General features: G+C 37.4%; 19 protein-coding genes. 17 read left to right on the forward strand and 2 right to left on the reverse strand.

Annotated features, from left to right (window positions below):
- Nucleotides 1-230 precede the first annotated feature (230 nt).
- The 6 genes from ABIB40_RS06765 (at nucleotide 231) to ABIB40_RS06790 (ending at nucleotide 7,396) form a co-directional block, all read left to right on the forward strand.
- On the forward strand, nucleotides 231-707 hold the full coding sequence (locus ABIB40_RS06765; protein WP_354357306.1) for a peptide-methionine (R)-S-oxide reductase: 477 nt from the start codon (nucleotides 231-233) through the stop codon (nucleotides 705-707).
- A gap of 18 nt (nucleotides 708-725) precedes the next feature.
- Entirely contained in the window at nucleotides 726-1,226 is a 501-nt protein-coding gene (locus ABIB40_RS06770) for a methionine-R-sulfoxide reductase (protein ID WP_354357308.1), read from the forward strand.
- A gap of 139 nt (nucleotides 1,227-1,365) precedes the next feature.
- Nucleotides 1,366-1,746 (forward strand): septal ring lytic transglycosylase RlpA family protein, encoded by a 381-nt coding sequence (locus tag ABIB40_RS06775; protein ID WP_354357310.1) that lies wholly within the window; start codon nucleotides 1,366-1,368, stop codon nucleotides 1,744-1,746.
- Between the two features lie 426 nt (nucleotides 1,747-2,172).
- On the forward strand, nucleotides 2,173-3,144 hold the full coding sequence (locus ABIB40_RS06780; protein WP_354357312.1) for a ribonucleoside-diphosphate reductase small subunit: 972 nt from the start codon (nucleotides 2,173-2,175) through the stop codon (nucleotides 3,142-3,144).
- A 202-nt stretch (nucleotides 3,145-3,346) separates the two neighbouring features.
- Nucleotides 3,347-5,731: a ribonucleoside-diphosphate reductase subunit alpha gene (locus tag ABIB40_RS06785; RefSeq protein WP_354357314.1), complete on the forward strand. Its 2,385-nt coding sequence runs from the start codon at nucleotides 3,347-3,349 to the stop codon at nucleotides 5,729-5,731.
- A 279-nt stretch (nucleotides 5,732-6,010) separates the two neighbouring features.
- The gene (locus tag ABIB40_RS06790; RefSeq protein ID WP_354357316.1) at nucleotides 6,011-7,396 is read left to right on the forward strand and encodes a TlpA family protein disulfide reductase; all 1,386 of its coding nucleotides are present in this window, start codon (nucleotides 6,011-6,013) and stop codon (nucleotides 7,394-7,396) included.
- A 130-nt stretch (nucleotides 7,397-7,526) separates the two neighbouring features.
- On the opposite strand, the gene ABIB40_RS06795 is transcribed toward ABIB40_RS06790, so the two are convergent.
- Together ABIB40_RS06795 and ABIB40_RS06800 are read right to left on the reverse strand one after the other, a co-directional pair.
- Complete coding sequence (locus ABIB40_RS06795) at nucleotides 7,527-8,015, reverse strand: Fic family protein (protein ID WP_354357492.1); 489 nt, start codon at nucleotides 8,013-8,015, stop codon at nucleotides 7,527-7,529.
- Entirely contained in the window at nucleotides 7,970-8,626 is a 657-nt protein-coding gene (locus ABIB40_RS06800) for a Fic family protein (protein WP_354357318.1), read from the reverse strand. The genes ABIB40_RS06795 and ABIB40_RS06800 overlap by 46 nt, the downstream gene beginning before the upstream one ends.
- Before the next feature lie 267 nt (nucleotides 8,627-8,893).
- Between ABIB40_RS06800 and ABIB40_RS06805 the strand changes: the two genes are divergently transcribed.
- From ABIB40_RS06805 to ABIB40_RS06855, 11 genes are all read left to right on the forward strand, one after another.
- Nucleotides 8,894-9,145: a type II toxin-antitoxin system ParD family antitoxin gene (locus ABIB40_RS06805; protein ID WP_354357320.1), complete on the forward strand. Its 252-nt coding sequence runs from the start codon at nucleotides 8,894-8,896 to the stop codon at nucleotides 9,143-9,145.
- 56 nt (nucleotides 9,146-9,201) lie between these two features.
- On the forward strand, nucleotides 9,202-9,681 hold the full coding sequence (locus ABIB40_RS06810; RefSeq protein WP_354357322.1) for a hypothetical protein: 480 nt from the start codon (nucleotides 9,202-9,204) through the stop codon (nucleotides 9,679-9,681).
- 20 nt (nucleotides 9,682-9,701) lie between these two features.
- Nucleotides 9,702-9,917, forward strand: coding sequence for a cysteine-rich CWC family protein (locus ABIB40_RS06815; RefSeq protein WP_354357324.1), 216 nt, complete (start codon nucleotides 9,702-9,704; stop codon nucleotides 9,915-9,917).
- Nucleotides 9,918-9,935: 18 nt separating this feature from the next.
- On the forward strand, nucleotides 9,936-10,499 hold the full coding sequence (locus ABIB40_RS06820; protein WP_354357326.1) for a methyltransferase family protein: 564 nt from the start codon (nucleotides 9,936-9,938) through the stop codon (nucleotides 10,497-10,499).
- Nucleotides 10,500-10,740: 241 nt separating this feature from the next.
- Nucleotides 10,741-11,616: a carbon-nitrogen hydrolase gene (locus tag ABIB40_RS06825; RefSeq protein WP_354357327.1), complete on the forward strand. Its 876-nt coding sequence runs from the start codon at nucleotides 10,741-10,743 to the stop codon at nucleotides 11,614-11,616.
- 245 nt (nucleotides 11,617-11,861) lie between these two features.
- Complete coding sequence (locus tag ABIB40_RS06830) at nucleotides 11,862-12,113, forward strand: four helix bundle protein (RefSeq protein WP_354357494.1); 252 nt, start codon at nucleotides 11,862-11,864, stop codon at nucleotides 12,111-12,113.
- 96 nt (nucleotides 12,114-12,209) lie between these two features.
- On the forward strand, nucleotides 12,210-13,289 hold the full coding sequence (locus ABIB40_RS06835) for an agmatine deiminase family protein (protein WP_354357329.1): 1,080 nt from the start codon (nucleotides 12,210-12,212) through the stop codon (nucleotides 13,287-13,289).
- A gap of 195 nt (nucleotides 13,290-13,484) precedes the next feature.
- Complete coding sequence (locus ABIB40_RS06840) at nucleotides 13,485-13,649, forward strand: GIY-YIG nuclease family protein (RefSeq protein WP_354357331.1); 165 nt, start codon at nucleotides 13,485-13,487, stop codon at nucleotides 13,647-13,649.
- A 177-nt stretch (nucleotides 13,650-13,826) separates the two neighbouring features.
- Entirely contained in the window at nucleotides 13,827-14,570 is a 744-nt protein-coding gene (fabG, locus tag ABIB40_RS06845) for a 3-oxoacyl-[acyl-carrier-protein] reductase (RefSeq protein ID WP_354357333.1), read from the forward strand.
- Between the two features lie 517 nt (nucleotides 14,571-15,087).
- The gene (locus ABIB40_RS06850) at nucleotides 15,088-15,360 is read left to right on the forward strand and encodes a hypothetical protein (RefSeq protein ID WP_354357335.1); all 273 of its coding nucleotides are present in this window, start codon (nucleotides 15,088-15,090) and stop codon (nucleotides 15,358-15,360) included.
- A 381-nt stretch (nucleotides 15,361-15,741) separates the two neighbouring features.
- Nucleotides 15,742-16,542 carry a hypothetical protein gene (locus ABIB40_RS06855; RefSeq protein ID WP_354357337.1) on the forward strand — a complete coding sequence of 267 codons (801 nt, stop codon included), beginning with the start codon at nucleotides 15,742-15,744 and terminating at the stop codon, nucleotides 16,540-16,542.
- The last annotated feature ends 207 nt before the right edge of the window (nucleotides 16,543-16,749 follow it).

Consider the following 16,749-nt stretch of genomic DNA (forward strand, 5'->3'; position numbering starts at 1 on the left):
TTAAAACAGCTTTTATAAAGTATTTTCGTTTTAATCGGGTTTAGGGTTGTAAATTTCTGTGCTTTAAAATTAGGTTTACCTAGTTGGTGCTTATGCTAAAACTTAGTGCTGTTTAAGTCATTTATATTTTGGGTAAACATTGAGAAACTTTTTTTCTCCTTTTTTTGTAAACAAAGCTTTATTACTTTACTTTTTTAAACCAAGCTAACTGTATTAACGTATGTTAAAATATGAAAGCGATTTTAAAAAGACTAATTGTGTTTGGAGGAGTTTTGGTTATTGGTACCTTTTCTGCCTGTGCACAAAATCCAACTGGAAAGCTGCCAGCAGTAATCAAAAATAAAGCCCACTATAATAAGTTAAATGCTGCCTCCACACAGAGCATGTTGCACGAAGGAACGGAAGCCCCGGGCTCTGGTAATTTGTTGCACAATAAGAAAAAAGGAACTTACATCTGTAAACAATGTAATGAACCGCTTTTCCGATCTGAAACAAAATTTGAATCTCATACAGGTTGGCCAAGTTTTGACGACGTGATTAAGGGTGGGGTAATATATAAAACTGATGCAGATGGGCAGCGAAAAGAGGATGTTTGCGCCAATTGTGGAGCACACCTTGGCCATGTTTTTTATGGCGAGCATTTTACAAAGAAGAATACCAGAAATTGCATCAATTCGGTAGCTTTGAACTTTGTGGCAGATAAATAAAACTTTAAAAAATGTTAAATGTTAAATTTTAAGAATGTAATTAGTAGAATTTCATTGGTTGGTATTGTAGCAATTGCTACTTGTTTATCTGCTTGCGCCCAAAAGAAAACAGAAGACAAAACGCCGATAAAGGAAACTGCAGTAAAAAAGAATATGAACTGGAATAAGCTAACCCCCGAAGAAGAACGCGTAATTGTAGATAAAGGCACCGAATATCCGGGTACCGGAAAATACGACAATTTTGATGAAAAAGGTACTTACGTTTGCAAGCGTTGTAACGCGCCGCTTTATAAGTCGGATAGCAAGTTTGATGCACATTGCGGTTGGCCGTCTTTTGATGATGAGATAAAAGGTGCAGTTAAAAAAATTCCTGATGCGGATGGACAGCGGACTGAAATTGTTTGTGCCAACTGTGGCGCGCACCTTGGTCACGTATTTACGGGAGAAGGGCTTACCGCCAAAAATACTAGGCATTGTGTAAATTCGGTTTCGATGAGTTTTGTGCCTGATAAAAAATAAGCGAGATATAGAAGAGTTGAGTAAGGGCGTGAGGCGAAAGCTTCACGTTTTTTTTGTGCAAGCAGCATAATAAAGTGGCTCGGAACTACGGCAAATTTGAAATACCTATATTTGCAGGCCCTGTTAAAATAATTTGCCTATGAAGTATGTGCTAATTGTGGTTGTTCTGTTTTGCTTCTTTAAAAGCAGCGCCCAAACTAACGAAGGTTCTGAAGATCAAGACACTGTACGGAAAGCAGCTTTGGCAACCTATTACCATCCAAAGTTTGAGGGTAGGCGTACCTCAAGCGGAACGAGGTATCACGCTAAAAAACTTACCGCAGCACATCGCAGTTTACCGTTTGGAACCATTGTAACGGTTACCAACCCCGACAATGGAAAATCAGTAAAGGTAAAAATTACCGACCGTGGCCCATTTGTAAAACGCATCGCAATAGATCTTTCAGAAAGGGCAGCAAAACTTATAGGGATCTTTAATGAGGGCATTGCAAAAGTCAGAATTAAATATGTGCTCCCATAAGTTTTTAGGGGCGTATTTAACTTATCCACATTAATACCCCTTTCCTAATCGCTAAAATAGAACTGATTAGCATTTTTTTGTTAGAGAAATCAATTTTCAAGGCCTCTTTATCCACCAATACTTTTCTGGTGTTAACAACTTTCAAACAAAAAAAGACCTCCTTCCTTTATATTTGTTTAACAAAGTTCTTTAACGAAATGGGTTTCACAACCATTGTAAAAGCTTAATTTTTAGTGATATATCAAGTGGTTCTCCCGCTTTGAAAAATCAAATTTCAAAAACTAAAAGCTAAGTTGTTGTGTGAAATCAAAAGTTAATACTTGCATTACATATTTTCATTTGAAGAAATGACCATCGTCGATAAAAATCGGCAGATGCGAAGATTCGTCCGCTTTGAAAATTGAATAAAAAATAAAATATCAGCTAATGGAACAGGAATTACTATTACGAGAAAACAAAGACAGATTTGTGTTATTGCCGATTAAATATCCGGCAATTTGGGAGATGTATAAGAAATCCGAAGCCAGTTTTTGGACCGCAGAGGAGATAGATCTTTCAGACGATCAAAAACATTGGGATAATTTAAACGATGGCGAGAGACATTTCATCTCCAACATCTTAGCGTTTTTCTCTGCTAGCGATGGTATAGTGAACGAAAACCTTGCCGTAAACTTTATGAGCGAGGTGCAACTACCAGAGGCACGCTGTTTTTATGGTTTCCAGATTATGATGGAAAACATACACGCAGAAACTTATGCATTATTAATCGATACTTACATTAAAGATCCAGAGGAAAAAGATAGACTTTTCCATGCCATCGAAACCGTACCTGCCGTAAAGAGAAAAGCAGAATGGGCGTTACGATGGATAGAAAACGGCTCTTTTGCTGAGCGATTGGTTGCTTTTGCAGCGGTAGAAGGCATATTTTTTAGCGGAAGCTTCTGCTCCCTTTTCTGGTTAAAGAAACGTGGGTTGATGCCTGGCTTAACCTTTAGCAACGAATTGATTTCTAGAGACGAAGGTTCGCATTGCGAATTTGCTTGTTTGTTATACAGCATGTTGAGTAATAAATTGAGCGAAGAGCAGGTGCATGGAATCATAAGCGATGCAGTGGTAATCGAAAAAGAATTTGTTACCGATGCCTTGCCGGTTGCATTAATTGGAATGAATGCAAAACTGATGAGCCAATACATAGAATTTGTGGCCGACAGATGGTTGCAAGAATTGGGTTACAAAAAAATATACAACTCAACCAATCCTTTCGATTTTATGGAAATGATTTCGCTTCAGGGCAAAACCAATTTTTTCGAAAAGCGTGTGGGCGATTATCAAAAAAGTGGCGTGTTGACATCGGCCGACAATAAAGCGCAGGCCTTTTCTTTAGACGAAGATTTTTAAGATAAGAAGTCGGAAGTCGGAGGGCAGAAGTCGGATGCCAAACCGCCGATTTCAACTAAACAGTAGATACTAAATATTAAATACTAGTGAATTATAGAGTTGGTCTTGATACTCACTACTTGATACTAAGATAAAAAATAAGCTTTTAAAAGTCCTTCCTTTTGGGGAGGGTTGGGAGGGGCTACTAAAATAAAGAAACAATATGTTCGTACTTAAAAGAGATGGCCGCAGCGAGGCGGTTAAATTCGACAAGATCACAGCTAGGATACAAAAGTTGTGCTATGGTCTAAATGCAGATTTGGTAGATTCTATTGATGTTGCAAAAAAGGTAATCGAGGGTTTGTACGACGGAGTAACTACCTCAGAACTAGATAATCTTGCTGCCGAAACAGCTGCGTCACTCACAACGAAACATCCAGATTATGCCTTGTTAGCTTCGCGTATAGCCGTTTCCAACTTGCATAAAAACACCACAAAGTCGTTTTCGGGTACGATGAAGATGTTGCATGAGTACTTTGATCCAAAAGCACAAAAATCAGCTCCGCTTATTGCTGACGATGTAATGGAAATCATCAATGCAAATGCAGATATTTTAGACAGTACGATTATTTACGATCGGGATTTTGGTTTCGATTACTTCGGATTTAAAACCTTAGAAAAATCATACCTGCTAAAGGTAAACGGCGAAATAGTAGAGCGTCCGCAGCATCTTTTTATGCGTGTTGCGATGGGCATCCATAAAGCAGATATAAATAGCGCAATAAAAACATATCATTTAATGAGCGAACGCTGGTTTACACATGCTACGCCAACGCTTTTTAATGCAGCTACGCCAAAACCACAAATGTCTTCTTGTTTCTTGTTAACCATGCAAGACGACAGCATCGAGGGCATTTACGATACCTTAAAGCAAACTGCAAAAATATCGCAAAGCGCTGGCGGTATTGGGTTGAGTATTCACAACATCCGTGCAACTGGTTCATACATTGGTGGCACAAACGGAACAAGCAATGGAATTATACCAATGTTACGTGTGTTTAACGATACTGCGCGGTATGTAGATCAAGGTGGAGGTAAACGTAAAGGTGCTTTTGCAATATACTTAGAGCCTTGGCATGCAGATGTGTTCCAGTTTTTAGACCTGCGTAAAAACCATGGTAAGGAAGAAATGCGTGCACGCGATTTATTCTACGCCCTTTGGATAAACGATTTGTTTATGCAACGTGTAAAAGACAATGGTGAATGGACGCTGTTTTGTCCGCATGAAGCACCAGGTTTGGCAGATTGCCACGGTGCAGCATTTGAAGCTTTATACACCAAATACGAAGCAGAGAAACGCGGACGTAAAACCATAAAGGCGCAAGAACTTTGGTTTGCCATTTTAGATTCTCAGATAGAAACTGGTACGCCTTACATGTTGTTTAAAGATGCTGCAAATGCAAAATCTAATCAGCAGAATTTGGGTACGATAAAAAGCTCTAACCTGTGTACAGAAATTATAGAGTACACGGCTAAAGATGAGGTTGCGGTATGTAATTTAGCTTCTTTAGCGTTACCGCGATTTGTAATCAACAAACAATTTGATCATCAGAAATTGTACGAGGTAACTTATCAGGCTACTTTGAATTTGAATAAAATCATCGATCATAACTATTACCCAGTTCCAGAAGCAGAAAACTCTAACATGCGCCATCGTCCGGTGGGATTAGGTGTACAAGGGTTGGCAGATGCCTTTATTTTGTTGCGTTTACCTTTTGAAAGCGATGAAGCAAAAATTTTGAATAAAGAGATCTTCGAAACCATTTATTTTGCGTCGATGACTGCCTCTAACGATCTTGCTAGAGAAAACGGCCCTTACCAAAGCTTTAAAGGTTCTCCATTATCTAAAGGAAAATTTCAGTTTGATCTTTGGAATGTTAAACCAGAAAGCAACCGTTGGGATTGGGATGCTTTGCGCGAAAAAGTAGTAGAAGAAGGTGTGTACAACTCTTTATTGGTAGCACCGATGCCAACAGCCTCTACTTCGCAAATTTTAGGTAACAACGAATGTTTCGAACCATATACCTCTAACATTTACACACGTAGGGTTTTGAGTGGCGAATTCGTGGTGGTAAACAAACACTTGTTAAAAGATTTGGTAGCCTTAGGATTATGGAACACCGACATGAAAAACAAAATCATTTTGGCAAATGGTTCTGTTCAAGCCATTCCATCCATTCCAGATTATATTAAGGAACTGTATAAAACAGTTTGGGAAATCAAAATGCGTAACATTATAGATATGGCTGCCGATCGTGGTGCTTATATCTGTCAATCGCAATCGTTAAACTTGTTTATAAATGCCCCAAATACTTCTAAACTAACTTCTATGCATTTTTACGCATGGGAAAAAGGCTTAAAGACTGGCATGTATTACTTACGTACGCAAGCAGCATCTCAAGCGGTTAAGTTTACGGTAGAAAGCCAAGCAGGCAAAGCCATAGAAGCAGTAATTCCTGCAGAAATGACCCAAGACCAAGTAGCAGAAGAAATTGTAGATGGCCCAGTTTGTAGCATGGAAGAAGGCTGTATTAGTTGCTCGGGATAAACCCCTAAAGGGGACTTTGAATAGCGAGGTGTTGAATGGAGCAAAGAATAAGGAGCAAAGATTGGACGGCCAAATATTGCCGGGTTATCGTCTTAGCGAGACACTGTTCAGCCCGATTTGTTCTTCGGGAAAGTACTCTCAAATGAGAAGTCCAATTCTTTAAAAAAAATGATTAGGTTCTGGATGTTAAATTCAGAACCTTTTTTGTGTTAAAAATCGTTAAACATCTATTGTGCTGAAATTTATTTCTTAGTTTTAAGTCAGTTAAATATCAAAATCATGAATAGAACTTTTCTTCTAGTTTCCCTAGTATTTATTCAATTGACCGTATTTGCCCAAAACGTAAAAGTGACAGGTGTCGTTAAAAACGGCACGGATAGTATAATTGAATTTTCTAAAATGGGGCAGGAAATTATTACCAGAGAAAGTTTCAGCAAAGCTTATGAAGCAAAGCTAAACAATAAGGGCGGTTTTGAGATCGTGCTACCAAACGATGCTATTACCGGTTGGATTTTAAAATTCGGAGATAAACACGCCTTTCTTGACTTGCAGCCGGGACATGATGTAAATTTAACTATTGACATGACGAAAGATGAATATCCCATATTTGCTGTTGGGGCAAATTCCGCAGAGGCTAATTTTGAAAATTATTTAATTGCACAAAGAGATAATCTATATAAAAATGACTTTTATCAGCGGGTTAATAGCTCGGCACCAAAGGACGCATTAAAACTACGTAAAGAACAGGCAGCCTTCGAATTGACTGTATTGGAAGATTATAAAAAGAGTCATCCAATAAATAATGATTATGATAAATGGCTTAAAACATATTTCAAGTATCAACCTTATGAACGGACTTTGGTTGAAAGTGGGGAAAAATGGAAGCTGAGAAGCGATTCGACGATGGTGGCTATGCTATTGGAAAATGGAATTAATGATGACTATGCAGCAAGAAATTCGCTTGAGTATAACGATCTTATTAACCTATATATGCATTATCATTTCAATGGTTCAAAATTTCCATTTTCAGGGTTAGATTACTTTAATTTTGGTATTAATAGCGACCTTAGGGGTGTGACAAAACAGATGTTCTTAACCAGGCAGATGGCTATATTTTGTAAAACTCCGAACGACAGCACTTACAATTCTATGTACGAAAAATTTGCAAACGAAGTTGCCGATAAAGATTTAATAAGCTTCGTTGATAAAGAAAGGGAAAAATATCTGACCATTTTGGCCGACGGTAATCACTCTAAAGAGAATGTGAGTGAAAGTGCTTCATTAAATGAGATTTTTAAAAAATACAAGGGCAAGGTGATTTATCTGGATTTTTGGGCAAGTTGGTGCGCACCTTGTAAAATAGAAATGCCAAATGCTGTCAAACTTAAAGATAGGCTTAAGGGGAAAGATGTAGTGTTTTTGTACTTTGGGTTTCAAGATCGAAAGGAAAGTTGGTTGGCCGCTAGGAAGGAAATAGGAATAGAAGGCGATCATTATTTGTTGAGTCCTAAGTTAATAAAAGAGGCCAAGGAATTATTCGAGATTGGAGGAATTCCGCATTACGCCATTATAGATAAAGATGGCACCGTATTGGAGAAATCTGCACAACGACCAAGCTTTGTTTATGATGAATTATTACAGATAGCTGGGAGAAAGGATAAATAGGACTTTATCTAAAGACAGGCTGTTAAAGCCTCTAGCGCCAGTGTCGGCTTGTGTTAGAGGGGTGGCAGGAGTATAGCATTAGAGACTTGTGCCAGATTCATAGACTAGGAAATGGACTGCTGAATTTTCTCTAAAAATTCAACTCATACCTTACAGATCTTCCAGAACCTTCTACCTTAAAAATACCCAATTCGTTTAGCAATTGTAAATCTCTCGTTGCTGTTGTTTTTGAAGTTTTGTTGATGGAGATATATTTTTTTGCGGTCATGCCACCTTCGAAATCTGCAAATCCATTTTCTAACATTTTATTAATCGCTTTGGCCTGCCGCGCGTTTAATTGGTCAGTATGTTTGTCGAAAAATTTTACTTTTTTCAAGGTAAATTGAATCAACTCTTTGGCATCAATTTGCGCATCTAAAAACACTTCAGAAAAGTAATTTATCCATTCGGTAATATTCAAACTTTGCTGCGAGGTCTTTAATTGCTCATAATAGGTTGATTTATTCTTTTCTATAATCTTAGAAAGCGAAAGAAGCATTGGTGTGTCTAAAGTTTGCGAGAGCGCAAATTCTGCTAAGGTTCGCCCAATGCGGCCGTTACCATCTTCGAAAGGATGGATGCTTCAAAATATAAATGCGTAATCGAAGCTTTTATCAAAGCTTTAGAAATGACATCGTTTAAAGGCAAATCGATATGGTTATACCATTTTATAAAATGATCCATCTCTGCCTGAACTTTTGCGGAAGGAGGCGCTTCGAAATGGACAATCTCTTTGCCAAAAGTTCCTGAAACAATCTGCATGGCTTCGTTTCCTTGTCGCCATTTACCTGCGTTGACGTTGGGATAATGCCCCATTAGTAACTTGTGCCAGTCACAAATTACCTTCAAAGTCAGCTTTTGATTAAAGTTTTTTTGAACATCAACCATCACATTAGCGATGCCTTTTGCATGTTTATCGTTTACTTTTTTTTCTGGTTTAAATCCTAAGTTGTTTTTTATAGACGACATTACATCTATCCCGTTCAAATATTCGCCTTCGATCGCAGATGTCTTTATCGCTTCCTCAATTAGTAATTCTGATAGCATTTCTCGCTGTGCCAATGCTGATAAACCCATAGAAATTCCATTTATCAAACCAAACTCGTGCGAAAATGCTACTGAGATCTCTTGAATTTTAACAATGGAAAATGTGAAATTAGGCCAGTCTTTTAGTTGCCAATTATATGCCATGAGCCGATTATTTACGTTAATCGGCTCAAATATAGTAAGATTATGAGCCGATTATAAGTTTTAATCGGCTCAGAGTAAAAATAATTTAAATAAAAGCCAATATAAATCTCTCCATAGAAAGTACATGCTCTGTTGACGAAATTACAAAAGAGCTGTTGAGAAAGGTTGAATAATAACATTTGCATAGAAATAGATTGTTCTATTTCACATGAAATCGACACTATTTTAAATTCAATATTTAGTATATTTGATTTCAACTATTAAAAAATGGCAAAGAACACATCAATTGTATTGGAGGAACATTTTGATTGGTTTATTAATCAGCAGATTGAGACTGGACGGTTTTCGTCTGCGAGTGAGGTGGTAGAAACTGCTTTACGGTTTTTCGAAGAAGAGAATAAAAAATACGAGTTAAATTTAGTTTTGGAGAAAGGTGAGAAATCAGGGTTCGTTGAAGACTTTAATCCAGACATATTTCTAAGAAATCTGCATAACAAATATGTTAGTAATGAGATTTAATTAATGGTTAACCATATCACGATATCAAAAGTATTAGACTCTACTATTTAAGTGCAATGGAATTTAAAAATGAGGAAGATCCTGTTCAAAGCGCAATACAATTTTCGGATGAAAAATTAAGAGGAGGTTTTCTATTTGATTTCAGCTTGAAAAGCTTAGAATGTGAAGTTGATAAATATTTGGAAACTCTAAAAGATTTAAAAGCTGAACAAAGAGTGTCTGTAGCAGCAGGGTTGACCGCCTATGTTGGCGAAACAATTTGCAAACTATTCGGCGGAAAGTGGGTTGGTTCTTACTTTAGTTCAAAAGAGAAAATCGGTAGAAATTTTTATTTCTGTAAGATTCTTGTGAATGGACATGAAATATTTCCAAGTCATTTTATAAGTTATTATCTCTCAAATGGTAAAAACAGCGAAGGGAGTTTCTTTGACTATCTGTATGCGAGAGACCAATCTAAAGGAGCTTTCAAAGATTTTTTAGGAGGTGGTTTACTGAATAAACTTTTAAAGGAAAATTTAATTTACCCTAACCCCTAACCCCTAACCCCTAACCCCTAATGCCTATCACCTCCATAACCAAACACGAAATCATCTCTTGCGAGCGATGCAGAACTGCTGTGGAGTGTAAGGCAAATGCGTATACCAAATGCCAATGTAGTACGGTGCAGCTAACCATTAATGAAATGCAGTACATTAGCGAAACCTTTGATGGTTGTCTTTGCGCCAATTGTTTGAGAGAACTAAAGACCGAATATCAGGAACAATTAAGCTAGAAAAAAAAGCCCAATACGATGTCTCAAAGCACATTAAATATCATTTACATCATCTGGATTCTTTCGGAAGTTTATTTGAACAGGAGGTTGCGTTCTGGAAGTACCGATAAAAAGGATCAAGATAAAAATTCTCTACGCTTAATCTGGATAGTCATCGGCGTTTGCGTTTTCACAGCTGTATTTACGTCGCACGTTTTTTTTCTCCCGATTTATCACTCCTCTTTGGGCGTATATATTGGGGTTGCCGCACTAATACTAGGAATTTTAATTCGGTATTGGGCGGTCCTTTCTTTGGGAAGATTCTTTACCGTTGATGTGACCATTCGCGAGGAACATAAGCTCAAAACAGGTGGCATGTATAAATATCTTCGACATCCATCTTACGCTGCTTCGTTGCTTTCGTTTCTTGGAATGGGCATTACCTTGAACAATTGGTTTTCCTTGGCGCTTATTGCCGTTGGGATAATAAGTGTCTTTATATATCGCATTAAAATAGAAGAAAAGGTGCTCATAGAGCATTTTGGGTCTGAATATGAGGATTATAGAAAGCATACTTCGGCTATTATTCCTTTTGTTTTTTAAATCGAAGTTTTTTGGTACACTGCAACCTAGGTTTTTAGCAACAGCCCGCATACCTAAACGGGATAATTAGAGGAGTTATACGTTATAAGTCTTAAGTTCTAAGTTTTCATTAGTATCGCTTAATCGTATGACGAAGAACTAAGATTTTACTGCATTAATAGGAATCGACTTACAACGTAAAACGTACCACTTAAAACTTTGTCTTCTTTTTTTACCTTTGTGCAGTTTATAATTATTTTAAATGAAGAATGTAAAAGTGGGTTTGGTGCAGATGAGTTGTACCAAAAGCAAACAAGAAAACTTAGATAAGGCGATTGAAAAAATACGTGATGCGGCAAAAAAAGGGGCGCAGATTGTATGCCTGCAAGAATTATTTACCTCGCTTTATTTTTGTGATGTAGAAGATTACGATAATTTTGATTTGGCCGAAGCCATTCCTGGTCCATCTACCGATGCGCTATCTAAAGTGGCCGCCGAGCTGAACGTAGTGATTGTTGCCTCACTTTTTGAGAAACGTGCAGCAGGTTTATACCACAATACCACCGCTGTATTGGATGCTGATGGAAAATATTTGGGCAAATACCGGAAAATGCACATTCCGGATGATCCTGCTTTTTACGAGAAATTTTATTTTACCCCCGGCGATTTAGGCTATAAAGTTTTCGAAACCAAATTTGCTAAAATAGGTGTGCTGATTTGTTGGGACCAGTGGTATCCAGAAGCTGCGCGAATTACGGCCTTAATGGGTGCAGATTTACTTGTTTATCCAACCGCCATTGGCTGGGATAGCAAGCAAGATGAGGAAACAAACAAAGACCAGTACGATGCTTGGCAAACCATTCAGCGCTCGCACGCGGTAGCAAACGGCGTTCCGGTTATTGCTGTAAATAGGGTAGGTTTTGAGCAAGATGGAGCGATGAAGTTTTGGGGCGGAAGTTTCGCGACCAATGCGCAAGGGAAATTGCTTTACCTAGCTTCGCACGATAAGGAAGAAACTGAGGTGGTAGATTTAGATTTAACCCAATCTGATTATTTTAGGAAGCATTGGCCATTTTTGCGGGATAGACGGATTGATTCTTATCAACCTATTAGTAAAAGATATATTGATGAGGATTGAAAATAGTCGGGAGTCAGAAGTCCGAAAGTCAGAGGTCTGGGTGGCTAAATATCGTCTCGCTAATTTGCATTGCTTTAGATATTATTAGATAACTTGCGAATAACCATATCATCAGACTTCGGTCTCCTAACCCCTGACTAAAATTGGCTTTTAAATTTGAAAAACTGAAAGTGTGGTAAAAAGCTTTAGACCTTGCAGATGAAGTAGATAAAATGACCAGAACTTTTCCGAGAGAATAGGTTTATATTTTAACTTCGCAAATGAAGCGAGCCGCAGATTCCGTCTTGATGAATATTGCTGAAGGAAGTACGGGGCAAAGTAATCCTGAATTTAAAAGGTTTTTAGGCTACGCTTTGAGGTCAGATATAGAAGTAGTAAATTGTTTGCATCTTTCCAAGAGGCGGGGTTACATTTCAGAAGAAATTTTCAATAAACACTATCAGTCTTGCGAAGAAATTCTAATTATGATTTCGGCTTTAATCAATTCCCTAAATTAAATGTTAACCATTTTATCATCGGACTTCGGTCTTCCGACTTCCGGACTTTTTCATATCTTCCGACTTTCCAACCCACGACTTACCGACTCAACTATTATGTCAATATTCCCACCAAGTAAATTTACGTTCAAACCCAACTTATTCGATTATTCTCCGAAGCAACAGGGCTACACTTTTCCGCCAGAATGGGCAAAGCACGAAGCTACCTGGCTAAGCTGGCCACATAAGGAAGAGAGTTGGCCTGGAAAAATCGAAAAAATATACGAACCTTATTGCCAATTTATAAAAATTGTTGCCGAGGGTGAGAAAGTGCGTATAAATGTAAAAGATGAGACAATGAAAGCTTTTGCGCTTGCAGAGCTCGAGAAAGTTGGTATCGATTTATCTCAAATTGAATTCTACTTTAACGAAACCAATGATGCCTGGTGTCGGGATCATGGGCCTGCATTTTTAGTAAAAGAGAACCAAAAGGCAGTAGTAGATTGGGGCTACAACGCTTGGGGTAATAAATATCCGCCTTTTGGTTTGGATGACATGGTGCCGACCAAAATAGCAAAAGCGTTTGATTTGCCTTTATTTCTACCTGATATTGTGATGGAAGGTGGCTCGGTAGAATTTAACGGAGCCGGAACAATTTTAACCACCACGGCTTGCCTGCTTAATAAAAATAGAAATCCGCGGTTTACTAAAGAAGAAATTGAAAAATATTTGTTGGAGTTTTACTGTCAGGAACAAGTGCTTTGGTTGGGCGATGGAATTGTTGGCGACGACACCGACGGCCATATAGACGACATCACCCGTTTTGTAAATGAAGACACTGTGTTAACGGTAGTTGAAAGTGATCAATTGGATGAAAATTACGTACTGTTGCAAGAGAATTTAGAGAAACTTAAAGCTATGAAGCTAAAAGATGGCAGGTCTCTAAATATTATAGAATTGCCTATGCCTTCGCCAGTTATTTTTGAAGATACGCGTTTACCCGCATCTTACGCCAACTTTTATATTGCAAATGCTGCGGTTATAGTGCCCGTTTTTAACGATGCAAACGATGAAAAAGCTTTGGAGATTATCCAAAACTGTTTTCCAGAAAGAAAGGTGGTAGGCATTAACTCCGTAGATATTATTTGGGGGTTGGGTAGCTTTCATTGTTTGAGTCAACAAGAGCCAGGGATTTAGTTGAAAGTTAGAAAATTCGATAATCAAATATCGTAAATTACCGCCTGATGTCATCCTGAGCCTGTCGAAGGACTTAATCTGTATTTCGACAGATTCAATGCCACGACTATTTTGAAAAAACGGTCATATTTTTTTGCTTTCCTAAGGTTTAACTGAAATTTTTATTTGTAAGTTTACTTCTCCTAGTAATCAATAATGCCAAAAATTCATAACTGCTTTGTTTATTTTTTGGAATGTGCAGATAAAAGCTATTTCAGAGGGGTAACAAACGATTTAGAAATTAGATTTGAGGAGCATTGCAACGGATATGCTATAAATTCTTATAGTCACAAACGCAGACCTTTAGTTTTAAAGTATTAAATGCGTTTTGAATATATAGAATAAGCGATAGCCTTTGAGAAACAAGTTGAAGGCTGGAGCAGAAAAAAGAAAGAAGCCTTGTTTACGGAAGATTGGAAAGAGATTGTAAAATTATCAAATAGAATAAAATATTTATCGGGTCTTCGACAGGCTCAGACTGACAAACGAACTAAGAGTATGGGTTTACTACAAGGAAAAACAGCATTAATAACCGGCGCATCTAAAGGTATCGGACGGAAAATAGCAGAAAAATTTGCAGCGGAAGGCGCAAACGTGGCTTTTACCTATCTGTCGTCAGTAGAGAAGGGCGAGGCTTTAGAATCCGAGCTTCAAAGCGCAGGTACAAAGGTAAAAGGGTATCGTTCTGATGCGTCAAAATTAGACCAGGCAGAAAAATTAATTGCTGATATTGTTTCTGATTTTGGTGGCATAGATATTATTGTAAACAATGCCGGTATTACCAAAGATGGTTTGTTGATGCGTATGAGCGAAGACCAATGGGATGATGTGATCAATGTAAACCTTAAATCGGTTTTTAACATTACCAAAGCGGCATCGAAAGTGATGATGAAAGCACGTAAAGGTGTTTTTATTAATATGAGCTCGGTGGTTGGCGTTACCGGAAATGCTGGTCAATCGAATTATGCGGCATCAAAAGCAGGCATTATTGGCTTTACTAAATCTATTGCAAAAGAACTTGGCTCTAGAAATATCCGTGCAAACGTGGTTGCACCAGGTTTTATTCGCACCGAAATGACAGAGGTTTTAGACCCGAAGGTTGTTGAAGGTTGGGAAAAAGACATTCCATTAAAAAGAGCAGGAGAGACAGAAGATGTGGCCAATGTTTGTGTATTTCTAGCTTCTGATATGAGTGCTTACGTAACCGGACAAACGATTTCGGTTTGCGGGGGAATGCTATAAAAAAAAAGAGGCTGAAGGTGGAGGGTTTAAGGTGTAAGGTTTTTCCTAGCTGGAGGCGAAATGCAAAATAAAAAAGAGGTATCCACCAAAAAAAAATATAAGTCTGATAGGTACTTGAATCCTATTTTAATTGCTCTTTATGCATTAATGCCTATGGCGTATTACTTTCATCAACGAAAAGGAATTATAATTGGAATTGCAATTGTTGCTGCAACTATGGGGATTTTGGTATTGGCTTTTAGAAGTTATAAAGGGGGAGACAAAAAGAACGTGATTTTGGTTTTGTCGGCATCGATGTTTTTTTATTTTTATAACTGCTGCAATTATTTTTTTAGAAATAAATTTGTAGAATTTATCGTTTGTTGGCTTCTGCTTTGCGACTGTTGCAGTTGTTTTACAAAGGTCGGATTTTGAACTTTTGATGTCTTAAATGTAAAAATCTTAACAGGTTTGATTGAAGAGGCTATAGAAATACAAATAGTTGTAAGTATTTTAAATTTTTAAAAATGTTCTGTTTATGTTAACGAATAAAAAATATAAATCTGACAAAATTTTAAGACCATTTTTAATTTTGTTAGTGGGTGTTATTTTTTTTGTGAACTATTTTAGCGATAAAAAAAGTGTGGTAATAGTTTTGCTTGTATCTTGGCTTACCATCATTTTTGGCGTTATGATTTATAGGTTTATTAGAGAAAAAGATAAGGAAAATGCAGCCTATAGCTCAGTTGCTTTAGTTTTTTCATACCTTTTGATATTGTTAAGTATTATTTATTTACAGGGTTGGTTATAAAGATACAGCGTTAAGGTTATGTGTAGTTGTAAAATTGAACTATAGAAGAAGACCATTATAATAACTACTTAATGTTTAACCTAAGTGAAGGCGAAATGCAAAATAAAAAAGAGGTATCCACCAACAAAAAATATAAACCTGATAGGTATTTGAACCCTATCTTAATAGCTATATACGCGTCGGCGCCTATCGCATATTACTTGCATCAACGAAGAGGAATTATAATTGGATTAGCAACGTTTGCATTAACCATATCAATCCTAGTATTGTCTTTTAGAAGTTATAAAGAAGGAGACAAAAAGAACGTAATTTTTGTCTTGTTGGTATTGGTATTTTTTATATTTTGATAACCTCTGCAATTATTTTTTTAAAGATTAAACTATGAAAACATGGCATGTAAAATCGCATAATATTCTCCTATCTGGAGATGGCGCGAATACAAATTCATTAACTTTTAATGGCCTTTGGGTCAAGTTTGAAGAAAAAGGCAGCACATTATATGTGCAGGCGAACAGGTGCAGTTTTATTGATACCGTAACTGCACGGGGAGTTCAAGGTAACGTTAACACCGGAGAAATTATACGTTCAGACAGAACGATTAGTAAGGTCTTTGGCAAGCTTAAAACAACAGACTTAGGTTCTCAAAAAAATGAACTTTTGAATTTGAGTATGGTTCAAGGACTATTTCCGCAAGGGGTACGGAATTTTAATAATCTAATATATAACATAAAGTCTTACAACAAGGTGCATTTTGACGATGGAGGAAATTATTATAATGACAGGAAAGGCTATGGTAAAAAGTATGTGGACAATGCCTTTACCTTGGGCTCCACGGGTCCGCTTTTAGGTGGAGTGTTAGCGTCTGCAGGTTCTTCTCTCAAAATAGCCGGAATTCTTGGAGCTACATCGGACATCGTAAGCCTTTATGCGGATGTTTCCTTTAGCCATTTGTACAGTTTTTTAGTTGAGCAGTCCACAAAAAAACCTGTGGTAATTGTGGATTTTGATAATGAGAACGATAGTTTAAGGGATGCTACCGGTCATGTTATCCGAGCATTTAGTCGCCATATTATTGATAAGCGCGATGAAAAGATTAGCGACGACAATATTTTCGAAGCCATGTACCATAGCATAGCTGATTATTTGGATGGGTATTTTAAAACGGCACGCAGCAGGGAATAAAATTTTTATCAGGGAATTATTCTTTTGGGACTTAGTAGAATTTTTTAATCGAAAAAAATTGTAACCTATCCTATAAAACGATTGACCTAGGAATCAAATTTTTAACTTCCACGCAGGCGAGACTAGTTCGTTCCTCGCAGTGACGAACTGAATGATTGTGGGATTCAAGTAGGCGTTTGGTCTTTATTCCTTGCTCTTTGTTCTTTA

The sequence above is a fragment of the Pedobacter sp. UYP30 genome (assembly GCF_040547165.1).
Classification (GTDB): Bacteria; Bacteroidota; Bacteroidia; order Sphingobacteriales; family Sphingobacteriaceae; genus Pedobacter.

Excerpts from the sequence above, each read along its gene's own strand:
- ABIB40_RS06765 (WP_354357306.1), top strand. The coding sequence starts at position 231 with ATGAAAGCGATTTTAAAAAGACTAATTGTGTTTGGAGGAGTTTTGGTT.
- ABIB40_RS06770 (WP_354357308.1), top strand. The coding sequence starts at position 726 with ATGTTAAATTTTAAGAATGTAATTAGTAGAATTTCATTGGTTGGTATT.
- ABIB40_RS06775 (WP_354357310.1), top strand. The coding sequence starts at position 1,366 with ATGAAGTATGTGCTAATTGTGGTTGTTCTGTTTTGCTTCTTTAAAAGC.
- ABIB40_RS06780 (WP_354357312.1), top strand. The coding sequence starts at position 2,173 with ATGGAACAGGAATTACTATTACGAGAAAACAAAGACAGATTTGTGTTA.
- ABIB40_RS06785 (WP_354357314.1), top strand. The coding sequence starts at position 3,347 with ATGTTCGTACTTAAAAGAGATGGCCGCAGCGAGGCGGTTAAATTCGAC.
- ABIB40_RS06790 (WP_354357316.1), top strand. The coding sequence starts at position 6,011 with ATGAATAGAACTTTTCTTCTAGTTTCCCTAGTATTTATTCAATTGACC.
- ABIB40_RS06800 (WP_354357318.1), bottom strand. The coding sequence starts at position 8,626 with ATGGCATATAATTGGCAACTAAAAGACTGGCCTAATTTCACATTTTCC.
- ABIB40_RS06805 (WP_354357320.1), top strand. The coding sequence starts at position 8,894 with ATGGCAAAGAACACATCAATTGTATTGGAGGAACATTTTGATTGGTTT.
- ABIB40_RS06810 (WP_354357322.1), top strand. The coding sequence starts at position 9,202 with ATGGAATTTAAAAATGAGGAAGATCCTGTTCAAAGCGCAATACAATTT.
- ABIB40_RS06815 (WP_354357324.1), top strand. The coding sequence starts at position 9,702 with ATGCCTATCACCTCCATAACCAAACACGAAATCATCTCTTGCGAGCGA.
- ABIB40_RS06820 (WP_354357326.1), top strand. The coding sequence starts at position 9,936 with ATGTCTCAAAGCACATTAAATATCATTTACATCATCTGGATTCTTTCG.
- ABIB40_RS06825 (WP_354357327.1), top strand. The coding sequence starts at position 10,741 with ATGAAGAATGTAAAAGTGGGTTTGGTGCAGATGAGTTGTACCAAAAGC.
- ABIB40_RS06835 (WP_354357329.1), top strand. The coding sequence starts at position 12,210 with ATGTCAATATTCCCACCAAGTAAATTTACGTTCAAACCCAACTTATTC.
- ABIB40_RS06840 (WP_354357331.1), top strand. The coding sequence starts at position 13,485 with ATGCCAAAAATTCATAACTGCTTTGTTTATTTTTTGGAATGTGCAGAT.
- fabG (WP_354357333.1), top strand. The coding sequence starts at position 13,827 with ATGGGTTTACTACAAGGAAAAACAGCATTAATAACCGGCGCATCTAAA.
- ABIB40_RS06850 (WP_354357335.1), top strand. The coding sequence starts at position 15,088 with ATGTTAACGAATAAAAAATATAAATCTGACAAAATTTTAAGACCATTT.
- ABIB40_RS06855 (WP_354357337.1), top strand. The coding sequence starts at position 15,742 with ATGAAAACATGGCATGTAAAATCGCATAATATTCTCCTATCTGGAGAT.